The 13,975-nt window shown below is 37.4% G+C and carries 14 protein-coding genes; 4 read left to right on the plus strand and 10 right to left on the minus strand.

Annotation, left to right across the window (positions count from 1 at the left end; genetic code table 11):
- Window positions 1-112 precede the first annotated feature (112 nt).
- From JEOSCH030_RS09960 to JEOSCH030_RS09985, 6 genes are all read right to left on the minus strand, one after another.
- Window positions 113-886, minus strand: coding sequence for an SDR family NAD(P)-dependent oxidoreductase (locus tag JEOSCH030_RS09960; RefSeq protein ID WP_185126486.1), 774 nt, complete (start codon window positions 884-886; stop codon window positions 113-115).
- Window positions 887-908: 22 nt separating this feature from the next.
- A complete protein-coding gene (locus JEOSCH030_RS09965; RefSeq protein WP_185126487.1) occupies window positions 909-1,625 on the minus strand; it encodes a YebC/PmpR family DNA-binding transcriptional regulator in 717 nt (238 codons plus the stop codon).
- A gap of 12 nt (window positions 1,626-1,637) precedes the next feature.
- The gene (locus JEOSCH030_RS09970; protein WP_185126488.1) at window positions 1,638-2,546 is read right to left on the minus strand and encodes a Rossmann-fold NAD(P)-binding domain-containing protein; all 909 of its coding nucleotides are present in this window, start codon (window positions 2,544-2,546) and stop codon (window positions 1,638-1,640) included.
- Between the two features lie 21 nt (window positions 2,547-2,567).
- Window positions 2,568-3,707 carry an MFS transporter gene (locus JEOSCH030_RS09975; protein ID WP_185126489.1) on the minus strand — a complete coding sequence of 380 codons (1,140 nt, stop codon included), beginning with the start codon at window positions 3,705-3,707 and terminating at the stop codon, window positions 2,568-2,570.
- Window positions 3,708-3,798: 91 nt separating this feature from the next.
- A complete protein-coding gene (locus JEOSCH030_RS09980) occupies window positions 3,799-5,001 on the minus strand; it encodes a dicarboxylate/amino acid:cation symporter (RefSeq protein ID WP_185126490.1) in 1,203 nt (400 codons plus the stop codon).
- A gap of 55 nt (window positions 5,002-5,056) precedes the next feature.
- Window positions 5,057-5,560 (minus strand): GNAT family N-acetyltransferase, encoded by a 504-nt coding sequence (locus JEOSCH030_RS09985; protein WP_185126491.1) that lies wholly within the window; start codon window positions 5,558-5,560, stop codon window positions 5,057-5,059.
- Window positions 5,561-5,669: 109 nt separating this feature from the next.
- Here JEOSCH030_RS09985 and JEOSCH030_RS09990 point away from each other — a divergent pair, with 109 nt between their 5' ends.
- Window positions 5,670-5,951, plus strand: a complete 282-nt coding sequence (locus JEOSCH030_RS09990) for a hypothetical protein (RefSeq protein ID WP_185126492.1) — start codon at window positions 5,670-5,672, stop codon at window positions 5,949-5,951.
- A gap of 50 nt (window positions 5,952-6,001) precedes the next feature.
- On the opposite strand, the gene JEOSCH030_RS09995 is transcribed toward JEOSCH030_RS09990, so the two are convergent.
- Entirely contained in the window at window positions 6,002-6,640 is a 639-nt protein-coding gene (locus JEOSCH030_RS09995) for a DsbA family oxidoreductase (RefSeq protein WP_185126493.1), read from the minus strand.
- Between the two features lie 133 nt (window positions 6,641-6,773).
- On the opposite strand from JEOSCH030_RS09995, the gene trhO reads away from it, so the two are divergent.
- The 3 genes from trhO (at window position 6,774) to JEOSCH030_RS10010 (ending at window position 10,220) form a co-directional block, all read left to right on the plus strand.
- On the plus strand, window positions 6,774-7,757 hold the full coding sequence (trhO, locus tag JEOSCH030_RS10000; RefSeq protein ID WP_185126494.1) for an oxygen-dependent tRNA uridine(34) hydroxylase TrhO: 984 nt from the start codon (window positions 6,774-6,776) through the stop codon (window positions 7,755-7,757).
- A gap of 157 nt (window positions 7,758-7,914) precedes the next feature.
- Entirely contained in the window at window positions 7,915-8,913 is a 999-nt protein-coding gene (locus JEOSCH030_RS10005; RefSeq protein WP_185126495.1) for an MsnO8 family LLM class oxidoreductase, read from the plus strand.
- Window positions 8,913-10,220 carry an LLM class flavin-dependent oxidoreductase gene (locus JEOSCH030_RS10010; RefSeq protein ID WP_185126496.1) on the plus strand — a complete coding sequence of 436 codons (1,308 nt, stop codon included), beginning with the start codon at window positions 8,913-8,915 and terminating at the stop codon, window positions 10,218-10,220. The genes JEOSCH030_RS10005 and JEOSCH030_RS10010 overlap by 1 nt, the downstream gene beginning before the upstream one ends.
- A gap of 54 nt (window positions 10,221-10,274) precedes the next feature.
- Here JEOSCH030_RS10010 and JEOSCH030_RS10015 read toward each other — a convergent pair whose 3' ends face one another.
- From JEOSCH030_RS10015 to pdxA, 3 genes are all read right to left on the minus strand, one after another.
- Window positions 10,275-11,231, minus strand: coding sequence for a LysM peptidoglycan-binding domain-containing protein (locus tag JEOSCH030_RS10015; RefSeq protein ID WP_185126497.1), 957 nt, complete (start codon window positions 11,229-11,231; stop codon window positions 10,275-10,277).
- Between the two features lie 276 nt (window positions 11,232-11,507).
- Window positions 11,508-12,905, minus strand: a complete 1,398-nt coding sequence (locus tag JEOSCH030_RS10020; RefSeq protein ID WP_185126498.1) for a GntP family permease — start codon at window positions 12,903-12,905, stop codon at window positions 11,508-11,510.
- A gap of 68 nt (window positions 12,906-12,973) precedes the next feature.
- Window positions 12,974-13,972 carry a 4-hydroxythreonine-4-phosphate dehydrogenase PdxA gene (gene pdxA / locus JEOSCH030_RS10025; RefSeq protein WP_185126499.1) on the minus strand — a complete coding sequence of 333 codons (999 nt, stop codon included), beginning with the start codon at window positions 13,970-13,972 and terminating at the stop codon, window positions 12,974-12,976.
- Window positions 13,973-13,975: the final 3 nt, after the last annotated feature.

Below are 13,975 nucleotides of genomic sequence, written 5' to 3' on the forward strand. Positions count from 1 at the left end.
ACATGACTTATCACCAAAAACATCAAATCAATCTGTATACAGTACACAATACGCAATATACAACATACAAAAAGCTCGACAATCTTAACTTAAGATTGTCGAGCTGATTTATTTACCACGCGTGGCCACTGCCACCATCGATATTAACTGCTGTACCACTGACGTAAGAGGCGAGATCTGAACAAAGGAAGGTAATCACATTGGCCGCTTCAGCTGTGTCACCGATTCGTCCGAGTGGAATATTACCCGCACTTTTCTCAGAATACTCTTCCCAACTTAAGTCTGGAGCTTGGTTTTTCCAGCGTTTTTCAATTTGATTACTGCGAATTAGACCGATACAAACAGCATTGACTCGGATATTATATTTCCCTAAATCCTTACTCATCGCTTTAGTTAAGGCAAGTCCTGCACTTCTTGATACAGTTGTTGGTAAGGAGTTCGCCTGAGGTGTTTTACCCATCACTGCGGTCAAGTTTAAAATTGCACCGCCATTTTCTTTTAAATATGGTAAAGCAGCTTTAGACATCTTCACTGCTGACATTACTTTTAAGTCGATATCATCTTCCCAGTCTGGAATGTCTATATCTTCAAAACTTTTAGCAAAAGAGCTTCCTGCATTGTTGACTAAGACATCTAAACGCCCAAATTTTTCAACTGCTCTTTCGACAATTTTCTCAGCTGCATTTTTCTCCGTAATATCTTGTACAATATAAGCGACATCTCCATGAGCACTTATTTCTTCAGCTGCTTTTTTAAGCGCGTCCTCACCTCTTGCCACAAGTAGAACTTTCGCACCTAATTTAACCATTTGCTCTGCTGTTTCTCTACCTATACCCTTGCTTGATCCGGTAATTACTGCAACTTTTCCTTGATAATTAAAGTCCATAATGTTCCCCTTTCAAGTAGTTTTACGATAAATTCACATTGTGGAAGACATTAGAAACATCTTCAAGATCTTCTAAAACATCCACTAATCTTTCAAATTGCTCGAGATCTTCATCACTTAAGCTAACTTCATTTTGAGCAATCATGGCAAGTTCTGCAACTTTATAGTCTTCAATACCCATATTATCTAGCACACTTTTTATATCGTTGTAGGCTTGAGGCTCACCGTAAACAACGGTCAAACCATTTTCTGTCGTCACGTCTTTAACATCAACTTCCTTTTCCATTAGTTCCATCAAGACGGTTTCTTCATCATAGCCTTCAAAGACAAATACAGACACACTATCAAACATATAGCTAACAGCACCACTCACACCCATGTTACCGCCATTTTTACCAAAAGCCGCTCTCACTTCTGATACGGTACGGTTAACATTGTTAGTTAAGGCATCCACGATGAGCATGGAACCGCTCGGACCAAATCCTTCGTAGCGAAGTTCGTCAAATGATTCATCGTCACTACCTTTTGCCTTATCAATCGCCTTATCGATAATGTGTTTAGGTACTGAATATGTTTTCGCACGTTCTAAGACTACTTTAAGTGCTTGGTTAGCCTCAGGATCAGGTTCTCCTTTTTTGGCTGCTACATAAATTTCTCTGCCAAATTTAGCATAAATCCGACTCGTATTTTGATCTTTTTGTGCTTTTTTCTCTTTGATATTATTCCATTTTCTTCCCATAATCCATCTTCCTTATTTCTTAGAGTTTGTCCGCTTTTCAGGCACAGTTTTATTGATAATCATTTCTACTTGATAAATTCTGCTGACCAAGCCGTGGATTGGTGCTTGAGTTAAGCGATAAATTGGCCACGGCAGTGAAGGTGTAAAATCATGTAAAGCCATGATAAATTCATCTTCATCTGGTAGCTTTCTAAATTCAAAACGCTGAGGTTTACCGTTTGTTTTCTTACTGAGACTACCACCAGTAATTTCAAAAATAACGATATCCTCTTCTGATAGCTCTTTCTTAAATTCTAAAATCAAGATTGGCTCAGGTCTATCCAATAAGTACATATATACTTTTTGATCTTTTATCACCGTATTTACTACATTATAAACGATGTCATCTAACCAGCCAAAATAGTACCAAGCAATATCTTCTAAAGACCATCCCGTTGGTATTGGAGCGCGTTGGATACTTCTAACACTATTATAATCCTTCATCTTGTAATTGAGGTTTTTACCATAGCGCTTAATCGGCGTTTCAGTTTGTCTGACTACCGTGCCATAAGCCCCTAAGACAGATAAAATTCTACCATCTGACAATTCATCTTTTATATAAATGATTTGTTCGACATCATTGAACTTACTTGCCCTTGCGATATTATCAGCAATAAGTAAATATAGATCATTAAACTTACCTTGTGTGAGTCGATTTAATCTCATAATTGGGTCTTCAAAGAAGATGACTGTGTCGATATCATTTAGCGCATCTTCTACCTCAGGAAGAATAAAGAGATCTTTTTGGATAAACTCAATATCTTCTTGAACATCTTCTGTGCCAGTAGAAAAACAATATAGCTCACATGTGCCTTTTAGTTCTTCATAAAGATGTTCACCAATTCTGCCATGGATTCCCATGAGTAATACTTTCTTTTTCATGTGCTCACTTCCCCACATAGTTTATACCCATTTTGCTCTAACAAAAAGCATGAGTCCTAACATTAATAAGGTCACAAAACCTATTCCAAAAAAAGGTAGACCAAATGCGGTCGTGAAATAGCCTGCTAAGGTCGAACCTGCTACAGATCCTAGAGAAAAGTAGGAGTAGAATATGCCATTAGCCTTACCTCTCTCATGCATTTCAGAAGACTCTGCAATAATTTTGTTCATCGATGGGAAGGTCAAAGCAAAGCCAAGTCCATATATTACCATGACTACAAATATACCTAAGGCAGAAGGAACGATTTGAATCGTAATCATACTAATACTTAGTACCAAAATACCTAAAGCAACTAAAGCTTCACTCTTATAATTAGTATAGATTCGATTAATAGGCGTTAGAAAGACCACAATTGCCGTAATACCAAAGACACTTAGCATCATGCCTGTTGCTGATGATTCAAGACCAAGTAAATCGGTTTTTATCGGCAAACCAAAAGCCAAGGTGCCTTGTGCAACCATCAAAGTAAATGATGAAATATAAGCCACATTTAGTGATGGTCTTAATAATAATTCTTTAAAAGCAGTTTGACTGTGATGACCTCTACTATCATCTGTTGTACTTTCTTTAATTGCGAAGAAGACTAGTAGTGTACCAACTACATAGGTCACTGAAAGTATATAATATACCATTTCATAGCTCATTGTAGAGGAGATTATACCGCCTGTTGCAGGGCCTAAAATTGCAGCAGTCCCTATAGCTGCACCGGTTAGAGCCATAGATTTACCAATTGCTGACTTTCTAGACACATCTCCGACTAAACTAAAGGCCGCTGGTGTTAAAATCCCGCTCGAAAAGCCATGTAAGGCACGCACCACTAAAAGAATAGGAATAGACGGTGTCATTGTGTAGATTAAAACAAAGAAGATTTGTAGAAACATACCGACTAGTAAAGTATTTTTGCGTCCATATTTATCCGATAAAAAACCGCCTGCCATATTCCCCACCATATTGAATAGGGAGTACATCGCAACCACTATGCCTGCCATAAACTCGGATGCTCCGAGTTCTAAAGCGAAGGGCGTTACGATTGGTAGTTGAATAAATAGATCTAAAAAGCAGATAACGACGACTATAAATAAGATTGTTTTTGATTTCATTTAATTTCCCTCTAACTATTACATATTGCCATCTAAACAATTATAAACAAAAAAAGACAAAGTCGCACGTGTACGACTTTGTCTTAAGTGATTATTCACTATCAACTTGGTTTTTGTTCAATTTTTGTTCATATGCATCGATAACAGCCGCAACCGCACCATCACCAGTAACATTGGTTGCAGTTCCAAAGCTATCCTGTGCAACATATAAAGCAATCATGAAAGCAACAGCCGCTTCATTAAAGCCAAGGTTAGTCATAAGCACACCACTTGCGGCCATAATTGCACCACCTGGAACACCTGGTGCTGCAATCATAACGACACCAAGTAGTAAGATAACAACTAGCATTTCCCAAAGACCAGGCATATCGTAACCTGGAAGTATCGTCATTACAGCGATTGAACAGCTGACAATTGTAATTGTAGAACCAGATAAATGGATGGTTGCACATAAAGGAATTACAAAGTCTGCAATTTTATTTCTAATTCCATTTGTTTTAGTACGCTCTAAAGTCACTGGAATCGTTGCTGCAGATGACATTGTTCCAAGCGCTGTAAAGTATGCTGGTAGCATATTTTTTAACATCGCAAATGGATTTTTCTTAATAAGTGAACCTGCCACAGTATACTGTACAAGTAACCAAACCCAGTGCATGATAATTGCTACGAGCAGCACAACTCCAAATACTTTTAAGGTATCAAAGACTGTACCTGTTGCTGCCATACCTGCGAATACACCTGCAATGTAGAAAGGTAATATTCTAATAATTACTTTTTCAATGACAAATTCAGTGATATCTTTCCCTTGATCAAAGAATTTTATCATGAGTTCAAGTTTAAGCATATTCATGACAATACCGACGACAAATGCGAGTACTAATGCCGGTAGAATATCGATAATTGCTGGTAGTTCAAACTCAATAAATGGTGAGAGCGCACTGCCCTCTTCAGGTACTGAAGACCCTTCTGTAATACGTGGCATAATAAATGATGCTACGGCATATGCCATAAGTCCTGCACCTAAAGTTGAAACATAAGCCACACCGAGTGTTGCACCAACAACTTTTCCTGATCCCGTACCAATTTGAGATATCCCTGATGCAATAAAGAATAAAATAATAAACGGTATTGTGAAGAAGATAAATGCACCTAAAATTGATTCAAGTGTAACAAACAATCTTACGATAAATTCCATGATTGCGCCTGTCGTTCCTTCTGGACCAACTAGATAGTATAATCCACCAACAATTATACCGACGACAATACCAGCAATCAGTTTCGCTAATAGCTTCACTTGTAAATCCCCCTAAAGTTTAATTATAGCCCTTTGAACTTGTTTATAATTCTTCTTAAAAAACGATTTCGTAAGCGACGTACCAATCATCTAAGTTGTCATCTAGGTTGAGTTGCCCCTTAAATTCAAAACCTAATTTCTCAAACAAGTATTGCATTGGTTTATTTTCTAAGGATGTGTCAGTATGTATACCAAGATAACCTCGCTCTTTACCCACATCTATAATCCCTTGGATGATTTTTTGAGCAAGCCCTTGCCCTTGAAAATTAGGACTGATGGCTAACCTATGTGTGGCTAGACAATCAATTCTTGCCAGTTCCCATGGAATATCATCATAGGCATAAGCATGATTCTCATCAGCTACAATACATCCTTTGATTACGCTCTCTTCTTCATAAACATAAAGAGAGCCATTTTTAACATCATTTAAAAAGACCTCAGCCGTAGGATAATCAGCGCCCCACTGATAATTTCCAGCTTTGTGCATTGCAGGGATGACGCTTTTCACAATTTCCATTACCCTATCCACATCATCGCTTTTTGCTAATCTAAGTGTCATAATACATCCCTCGTTTATCTATTAAATAATTAAATTCGCTCAAGTGCTATGCATTTAATTATACATTGTTGTATACTAATTAAAAGACTAAAATGTAAGGGGTTTTATAATGTTCAAATTTGACAAGAACACAGTACCGTATCACATCTCAAATCTAGTGTTCTATGTATTAACACTTGTCGCTGTAGGTTTAATTTATTACTTTGCTTTCCTACCACCTTTACTCGAAGTAACATCTGATGAATTCTTTGCAAACTTCGGTTTACGTCAAGCTGGTGGTACTGCATTCTTCTTGGTACTTGTTATCGTACCTATTTTACTTTTAATTGGAATCGTCTATCACTTATTTAGACTAATCAAACCAGTAGACAAGACAGCAGCTAACAACTAAAATCCATGGGGATGGATGAGCACCCAGGAAATCACTTCCTGGGTGTCCTTTTATTTATTTTTAAGTGTTTTATTTAAAGCAATCGTATAGTGCTTCGCTTCACGTGCACCTGCGATAGCAAAAGTATCATCAAAGATATAGTAAGGTAAGGTTTTTATCTTGTTGACCTTAGCTAAATTGAAATCTCCGATCACTTCTTCTAAATTAATAGAAGGATCCTCTAAGAGCTCTCTAACATCTTCTTTTTCTAGTCCTCCACTAAGGGCAAGGTCTTCTAATACTTGATGGTCAGAAATGTTTTTACCTTGGCTGAAGTAGGCTTGGTAGAGTAATTCTAAAATTTCTTCACCTTTACCTTTTTCCTTAGCAAGTTTTAATAGACGGTGCGCATCTCTCGTATTGGCAGGAATGACTTTATCCATATTAAATTCAATGTTGACCTTTTGTCCTTCTGCAACAATACGGTCTACCATATCGTGAATTTCATCGAGTGGTTGTTCATTTTTTTCTGCTAAGTAGTCATAAATATTATCTTTTGGTTCTTTAGCTCTTTGATTATCCAATTCATAACTTAAATAATTAAGATGTATTTCTTCATCTGTCTTAAAATTACTAAGTGCTTCTTCTAAATTTTTCTTACCAATATAGCAAAACGGGCAAGCAATATCCACGTAAATTTTGACTTCCATATCCTCACTCCTCATTATTATAAATATTAACACAATTTACTTAACAAAACCGAGCCTAAATCTGTTACAATATGGTACGTAAAACTATCAGGTGTAACCTGCAATTATATTTATGATAGGTGGAAAATTGACAATGAAATATCGTGTTTTACTTTATTATCACTACGTAGACGTAGAAGATCCAGAAACATTTGCCGCTGAGCACTTACGCTTTTGTAAAGATTTAGGACTTAAAGGTCGTATTCTAGTTGCTACTGAAGGTATCAATGGAACGGTCTCAGGAGATTATGAGCAAACTGAGCGTTACATGGAATACATGAAAGCTCATCCTTTATTTAAAGACATGGTCTTTAAAATTGATGAAGCTGACAGTCATGCATTTAAGAAAATGTTTGTCCGTCCTCGCCCAGAACTCGTTAACTTGAGTTTGGATAAGGACATTGATCCACGTAATCAAACTGGAGAATATTTATCTCCCGAAGAATTTTATGAACAAATGCAAAGAGAAGATACAGTCGTCTTAGACGTTAGAAATATATACGAATATGATGTTGGCCATTTCCGTGGTGCGATTAAGCCGGAAGTAGAAACTTTCAGAGACACACCGGAATGGGTTAGAAATAACAGACATCTATTTGAAGGTAAAAAGATCTTAACTTATTGTACAGGTGGAATCCGCTGTGAGAAGTTCTCAGGCTGGTTAAAAGAAGAAGGCTTTGATAATGTTGCACAACTCCATGGAGGGGTTGCGACTTATTCTAAAGACCCTGTTGCTAAAGGTCAGTTATGGGACGGTCAAATGTATGTATTTGATGAAAGATTAACAGTTCCTATCAACCAAGTAGAACATGTTGTAGTTGGTAAAGATCACTATGACGGCACACCTTGCGAACGTTATATCAATTGTGCTAACCCTGAATGTAATGCGCAAATTCTTGCTTCAGAAGAGAATCAAGCATATCACTTAGGCGGTTGTTCTATGGAATGTGCAGAGCACTCAAGAAATCGTTACATCGTTGAGCATAATTTATCTAATGAGTTTGTTAGAGAACGTATTGAAGAATTAAAGCAGTCTGATTTTAGTAAAACAGAACCAATGCTTAGTCATAAAGGATAAAGGAACAGTCATCCTCTGGATGGCTGTTTTTTTAATAGCTAATCATACTAGTTAAGTAGGAAATAATTGTTGAATAATTCTAAAAACATGATATCATTACTTTTAATTCATAGTTTCCAAGTAGGATAGTAAAATACATAGATAGAAGGAGAATTTCATGCAGTTTAGCCTATTAAATCAAAGTCCTTTACTCATTAATCACACTGTAGAAGAATCACTTCAGCACACAACGAAACTCGCTAAAATGGCTGATGAACTTGGCTATACAAGATACTTCGTTTCAGAGCATCATAATATGGAACATGTGATTGGTACGTCTCCAGAAGTTTTAGTAACCCATTTATTAAATCACACTAAAAATATAAATATTGGTGCGGGCGGTGTTATGCTGTCCCACCATAATCCTTTCCATGTGGCTGAACAATTCCAATTAATTAGCCATCTAGCACCTGGCCGTGTGGATTTAGGAGTCGGCAAGGCGCCTGGTGGTACACCACTTGCAACAGAAGCTTTGCAACATGAACTAAGAGATGATATTGATTCTTTTAATGACCGATTTTTAAAACTAAAATCATATATTGATGGCACTCACAACAATCGAGAACACTTAAAGATTTCTCTAGATACAGAGTCATCAAGGCCAACCATGTATTTACTTGGTAGTAGTCCCACATCAGCTGAATTTGCAGCTAAGAATGATGTGAATTTTATCTTTGCTCATTTTATCAAAAATGACCCATCACTCTTAAAAGAAGTAGCTAAAGTGTATAAGGAAACAAATCCTAACGGTAAAGTCATTGTCGCCTTATCTGTTTTAGTTGCTGAAAGTGAAGAAGAAAAGCTTCAACTGATAAAAGAAAATGAATTATATGTAATTACATTTGAAAATGGTAAATCTCTAAGAGTGGTTAACAAAGAGCAAGTGAACGACTTTGTAAAAACTTCAGCTGAAAAATTTGAAGTGAACAAACAAGAGCCACACATGATTATTGGAAGTGCTGAAGAAATACTAAGAGAACTCGAGGAAATTTCTATAGAGATTGGAATCGATGAATTTATGTTCCACTTACCAACGAATGATCACACCATACGTGAGAAAACTGTAGAAGCACTTGCGCCAATTCATACACAAAATAAAGAAAAGGCGGAAATATAATGACTAAAAAAGTAAAATTCGGAGTTATGTTAAATGGACCAGGTGGCCATATGAATGCCTGGAGAAGTGAAGATGTGCCAGAAGATGCAAGTATCAATTTTGATTTCTTAAAAAGTGTAAGTAAAAAAGCTGAAGATGCTGCCTTCTCATTTTTATTTGTAGCTGATGGCTTATATATTAATGATAAATCTATTCCACATTTTCTCAGTCGCTTTGAACCCCTAACTCTCTTAGCAGCTTTAGCTCCAATCACATCTAAGATTGGTTTAGTGGGTACAGTATCAACCTCTTACAGTGAACCTTACACTATTGCACGTCAACTTATGTCGATTGACCATGTATCAGGCGGACGCGCTGGTTGGAATGTTGTCACTTCACCACTAGAAGGCAGTGCTAAAAATTTTAGTAAGGATAAACACCCTGAACACAGCCTTCGCTACGACATTGCAGATGAACACCTTCAAGTCGTTCAAGGACTATGGGATTCATATGAAGATGATGCGTTCACTCGTGATAAAGAAAGTGGTCAGTATTTCAATAAAGAAAAGATGCACGAATTAAACTTCCAAGGGGACTTTTTCAATATTGCAGGTCCTTTAAATATAGAGCGCTCACCACAAGGTCAACCCATTATCTTTCAAGCTGGTGCCTCACCTAAAGGCTCTCGATTCGCAGCCCGCCACGCAGATGCTGTGTTTACCAATGCGAGCACTTTAGAACATGCCAAAGAAACATATAGAGACTTAAAACAAAAAGCAATCGACAGTGGTAGAAAGCCTGAAGATATTAAAGTCTTTCCTACCCTTCAGCCTATTGTTGGTAAAGATCAAGAAGAAGTTCGTTCTCGCTATGAATATCTTAAAAATCTAGTGACGATTGATGAAGCCCTCGCCTATTTAGGCCGCTATTTCGATCACCATGACTTCAGTCAATACGATGTTGATGCCACCTTCCCAGAACTTGGAGATGTTGGCAAGAACAGCTTTAGATCTACTACAGATGAAATTAAAAAGCGCGCCAAAGAAAACAATTTAACGCTTAGACAAGTCGCTATGGAAGAAACGACTAGAGAAAGTGCCTTTATGGGTACATATGAAGAAATTGCTGTTCAAATTATTGAGTGGATTGATAACGATGCAGCAGACGGTTTCGTCTTAATCCCACATGTCTTCGGTCAAATATTTGAAGACTTTATTGATAAAGTGATACCAATTTTAGTCGAACGTGGATACTATGAGACTGACTACAGTGGTCAGACACTCCGTGATGAACTCGGTTTAAAATTCAAAGAAAATAGATATCAGTAATCAAAAAAAGGCTTGAATCATAAGATTCAAGCCTTTCTCTATATCATATTTATATTAGAATCTGTAGTAACCGTCAACGTGACCGTGTACGTATGATACTGCACGCTGTCCAACGCCTTCTGATGGGTTAAGTGCATCTACCATTTGTCCGTTACCAATGTAAACACCAACGTGTGAGTAGTTATTGAAGAATACTAGATCTCCAGGTTGTGGGCTAGATACTTGTGTACCAGCTGCTTGTTGACCGTAAGTCGTTCTAGGAATATCTTTACCGTTGAATGCCTTCATGAACTGTTGTGTGAATGCTGAACAGTCTACTGCTGTTGCAGAGTTTCCACCATATACATAGCTCTTACCAGCTGCTAGTGATTGTGCAATTGATGCTGCGTTACCACCAGAAACTTGTGGTTCAGCTGCTGGAGCTGCATTTGGTTGATCAACTTCTTCTGTTTCTTCTACTTCTTCAACAGCAGGAGCCGCTTCAACTTCTTGAACTTCTTCTACCTCTTCAACTTCTTCTACTTCCCCAACAGCAGGAGCTTCTTGTACTTCTTCAACTTCAGTTGTTTCTTCTACTGCAGGTGCTGCTTCAGCTTGACCTTGGTCACCTGCAACTGAAATTGTTTTACCAACGAAGATTAGATCTGTTGATAAGTTGTTCCATTCTTGTAGGTCACTTACTGTAACGTTGAATTGGTTAGCGATAGAGAATAAAGTATCGCCTGCTTCGATTGTGTATGTAGTCGCATCCGTTGCAACTTCTTTAGTTTCTTCTGTAGGTGCTGGAGCGTTTTTCACTTCTCCATCAATTTTAAGAACATCTCCAGGGAAGATAAGGTCTGAAGTTAAGTTATTAAGTGATTTTACTTCCTCAACTGTTTTACCTGCTTCTGAAGAAAGACTCCAAAGCGTATCTCCTGAATCTACTGTGATTTCTGATGCTGATATGTTAGCTGCAGCTACTGCTGATAAAGCTGTTAGAGATGCCGCAGAGATAATAGTTTTTTTCATTATATTTTTTCCTCCATAATTTCGGAATATGTATTTGATGCATAACTCATCTTTTCCACGAGTATTACTATAGCACAGCTATCCATGAAATTGGTGATTGTAATTGACTTGTAATATAAGTGAAAAGTGCTTGAACCATCCAGTTTAACGATGTCATATTCACTTTTTACTTAAATAATGATTAAAACCTTCAATCCCTTGATACTATTGGGATTGAAGGTTGCAAAATTGACACTTAATAAGTTGCTGAGAATTTCTGTAATACAAGAGTAATAATCAATAGAATATTAAATCTATCAATACTAAGGTAATTCCAGCTGTTAACCAGCCCAAGGTTGTCGGAACAGACCAAACCATAATTTGCTCTTTGATTTTTTTAATGCCAAGCATTCTGTTAACCACCCAGAATAGACTGTCATTAAAGTATGAGAATACCATGGCACCAAAAGCAGCAGCTTGAGCAGCTAATACTGGATCAAGTCCCATGTTTGAAACGATCGGTGCCGCAATTGAAGCAGCTGTAATCATAGCAACTGTCCCACTTCCTTGAACAAGTCTAACGAAGGTTGCTATAAAGAAAGGAATAAGTATAGCTGGTACACTCCAAGTTGCAACGTATTCTGCAATTACTTCACCTGTTCCACTGACACGAAGCACTTCACCTAAAGCGCCACCTGCACCAGTGACTAGCAGAATAATCCCAGCTGTTTTTATACCATTTTCAAGTTCTTCCAATGTGTCATCTTTTGAATAGCCTTTAGTTAAGAATACCAAAGCATATATTAGACCAAGTCCAACAGCGACAATCGGATTTCCTAAAAAGGTAATGTAATTTAGTACAGTTTCAGAAAGCGATAAAACACCACTCTCTACTAGCGCGTTCATACCAGTATTCCCAAATATTAAAATTAAAGGAATTAAGATTGGTAAGAATGATCTCATAAATGATGGTAGTTCTTTATCGCGTACACTCACTGCATCTTCAAATTCTTTAAATGCTTCTTTGGCTGTTGGTCTGTAATATCCTTCACCATCTTCTTCTGGAAGTTGGTATATTCTTTTACCTAACCATTTCGCATATAGGACACCAACAATAATCACTGGTATCGACACAATTAAACCAAGAATCACCATCATACCAACATCGGCCCCAAATATCCCAGCAACACCTAGTGGTCCTGGTGTTGGCGGAACGGCGTGGTGGGTTGCAGCTAAACCAATTGCTAAGGCAACACCTAAAGTGACAACTGACTTTCCTGTTTGACGAGAAAGAGCCTTAACTAAAGGGTGTAAAATAACAAAAGCTGAGTCAACAAAAATCGGGATTGCGACTATGTAACCTGCTATGGCAATTGCCCATTCTTCCTTTTTACGTCCAATGAATCTGATCATTGTGTAGGCAAGTTTTTCTGCTGCACCGGAAATTTCCATGATTTTACCCATCATAATTCCGAGTCCAATAATAATCCCAATCGAAGCTAAAGTCGTACCAAAACCTGCTGATATTGTCTCAACAGTGTCTGTCGGCGTCATACCGCCAAGTATACCTGTCACAACTGATGCGATTAAAAGAGCAACGAACACATGGATACGGGTTTTTAAGACTAGAAAAATTAGGAGTGAAATTCCGATTAGTAAACCAACAATCATCTGGGTTGTAGATACATCTGCCATTTATTTATCCTCCAATAAAAAACGTTTACATTCTATGTAAATTTATAGGGCGGTGTTCCCGCCCTTTTTTATGATCTGAATGTTAAAGCGTATTCTCCTGCTAGTTTGATACATTCTTCCATACTTTCACTAGATGCAATATTTTGTCCTGCAATATCAAAAGCTGTACCGTGGTCGACTGAACTTCTTAGGAATGGAAGACCATTTGTAATTGAAATTGTCTTATGGAAATCTGTCATCTTAGCTGCGATATGCCCTTGGTCATGGTAAAGAGAAATTACTGCATCATAACGACCATTTAAAGCTTGGAAAAAGACTGAATCTGCTGGAACTGGACCGACAACATCATAGTTTTCTTCTTGTGCAAGTTTGATTCCTGGTGTAATTTCATCGATTTCTTCGTGTCCAAAGAGACCACCTTCACCAGAGTGAGGATTTAATCCTGCAACAGCAAGCTTAGGTTCTTTAACACCGAGTTTAATCAAGGCGTCATATGAACGCTTGATGTAATCATGAACACGTTCCTTAGTCATTTGATCAATTGCTTCTTTAATCGATAAATGTCTAGTTAAGAAGAAAATACGTAGGCTTCTTACTTGGAACATTGTTAAAGGATCATGTGAATTAGTTAGTTCTTCTAACATTTCAGTGTGACCAATGTATGGTACTTCTGCTGCTTTTAATGATTCCTTGTTAATTGGAGTTGTTGCAAGTGCATCTACTTTGTTATCCATTGCTAATTTAATTGCGTATTCAATGTACTCAAAGGCAGCCTTACCACATTGTGCTTGTACCTGACCATATTCAAAACTAGTCATATCCACATTATCTAAATCAATTAGATTAATGATATTTTTAGAGAAGTCCGCTTCTTCGACATCTTTAATGACTTTTATCTCTAAATCAGTTTGAGTGATTTCTAAAGCTTTCTCTAAAACATCATTATCTCCGATGACAATAGAATTCCCTGCTTCTAGGACCTCTGGATTTAAAAATGATTTTACTGTAATTTCTGGACCGATTCCTGCTGGATCACCCATTGGTACTGCAATAATTGCTTTTGACATTTA

The sequence above is a fragment of the Jeotgalicoccus meleagridis genome (assembly GCF_903994045.1).
Lineage (GTDB): Bacteria > Bacillota > Bacilli > Staphylococcales > Salinicoccaceae > Jeotgalicoccus > Jeotgalicoccus meleagridis.

Bases quoted from the DNA above. Each gene is read 5' to 3' on its own strand.
- JEOSCH030_RS09960 (WP_185126486.1), bottom strand. From the start codon at position 886: ATGGACTTTAATTATCAAGGAAAAGTTGCAGTAATTACCGGATCAAGC.
- JEOSCH030_RS09965 (WP_185126487.1), bottom strand. From the start codon at position 1,625: ATGGGAAGAAAATGGAATAATATCAAAGAGAAAAAAGCACAAAAAGAT.
- JEOSCH030_RS09970 (WP_185126488.1), bottom strand. From the start codon at position 2,546: ATGAAAAAGAAAGTATTACTCATGGGAATCCATGGCAGAATTGGTGAA.
- JEOSCH030_RS09975 (WP_185126489.1), bottom strand. From the start codon at position 3,707: ATGAAATCAAAAACAATCTTATTTATAGTCGTCGTTATCTGCTTTTTA.
- JEOSCH030_RS09985 (WP_185126491.1), bottom strand. From the start codon at position 5,560: ATGACACTTAGATTAGCAAAAAGCGATGATGTGGATAGGGTAATGGAA.
- JEOSCH030_RS09990 (WP_185126492.1), top strand. From the start codon at position 5,670: ATGTTCAAATTTGACAAGAACACAGTACCGTATCACATCTCAAATCTA.
- JEOSCH030_RS09995 (WP_185126493.1), bottom strand. From the start codon at position 6,640: ATGGAAGTCAAAATTTACGTGGATATTGCTTGCCCGTTTTGCTATATT.
- trhO (WP_185126494.1), top strand. From the start codon at position 6,774: ATGAAATATCGTGTTTTACTTTATTATCACTACGTAGACGTAGAAGAT.
- JEOSCH030_RS10005 (WP_185126495.1), top strand. From the start codon at position 7,915: ATGCAGTTTAGCCTATTAAATCAAAGTCCTTTACTCATTAATCACACT.
- JEOSCH030_RS10010 (WP_185126496.1), top strand. From the start codon at position 8,913: ATGACTAAAAAAGTAAAATTCGGAGTTATGTTAAATGGACCAGGTGGC.
- JEOSCH030_RS10015 (WP_185126497.1), bottom strand. From the start codon at position 11,231: ATGAAAAAAACTATTATCTCTGCGGCATCTCTAACAGCTTTATCAGCA.
- JEOSCH030_RS10020 (WP_185126498.1), bottom strand. From the start codon at position 12,905: ATGGCAGATGTATCTACAACCCAGATGATTGTTGGTTTACTAATCGGA.
- pdxA (WP_185126499.1), bottom strand. From the start codon at position 13,972: ATGTCAAAAGCAATTATTGCAGTACCAATGGGTGATCCAGCAGGAATC.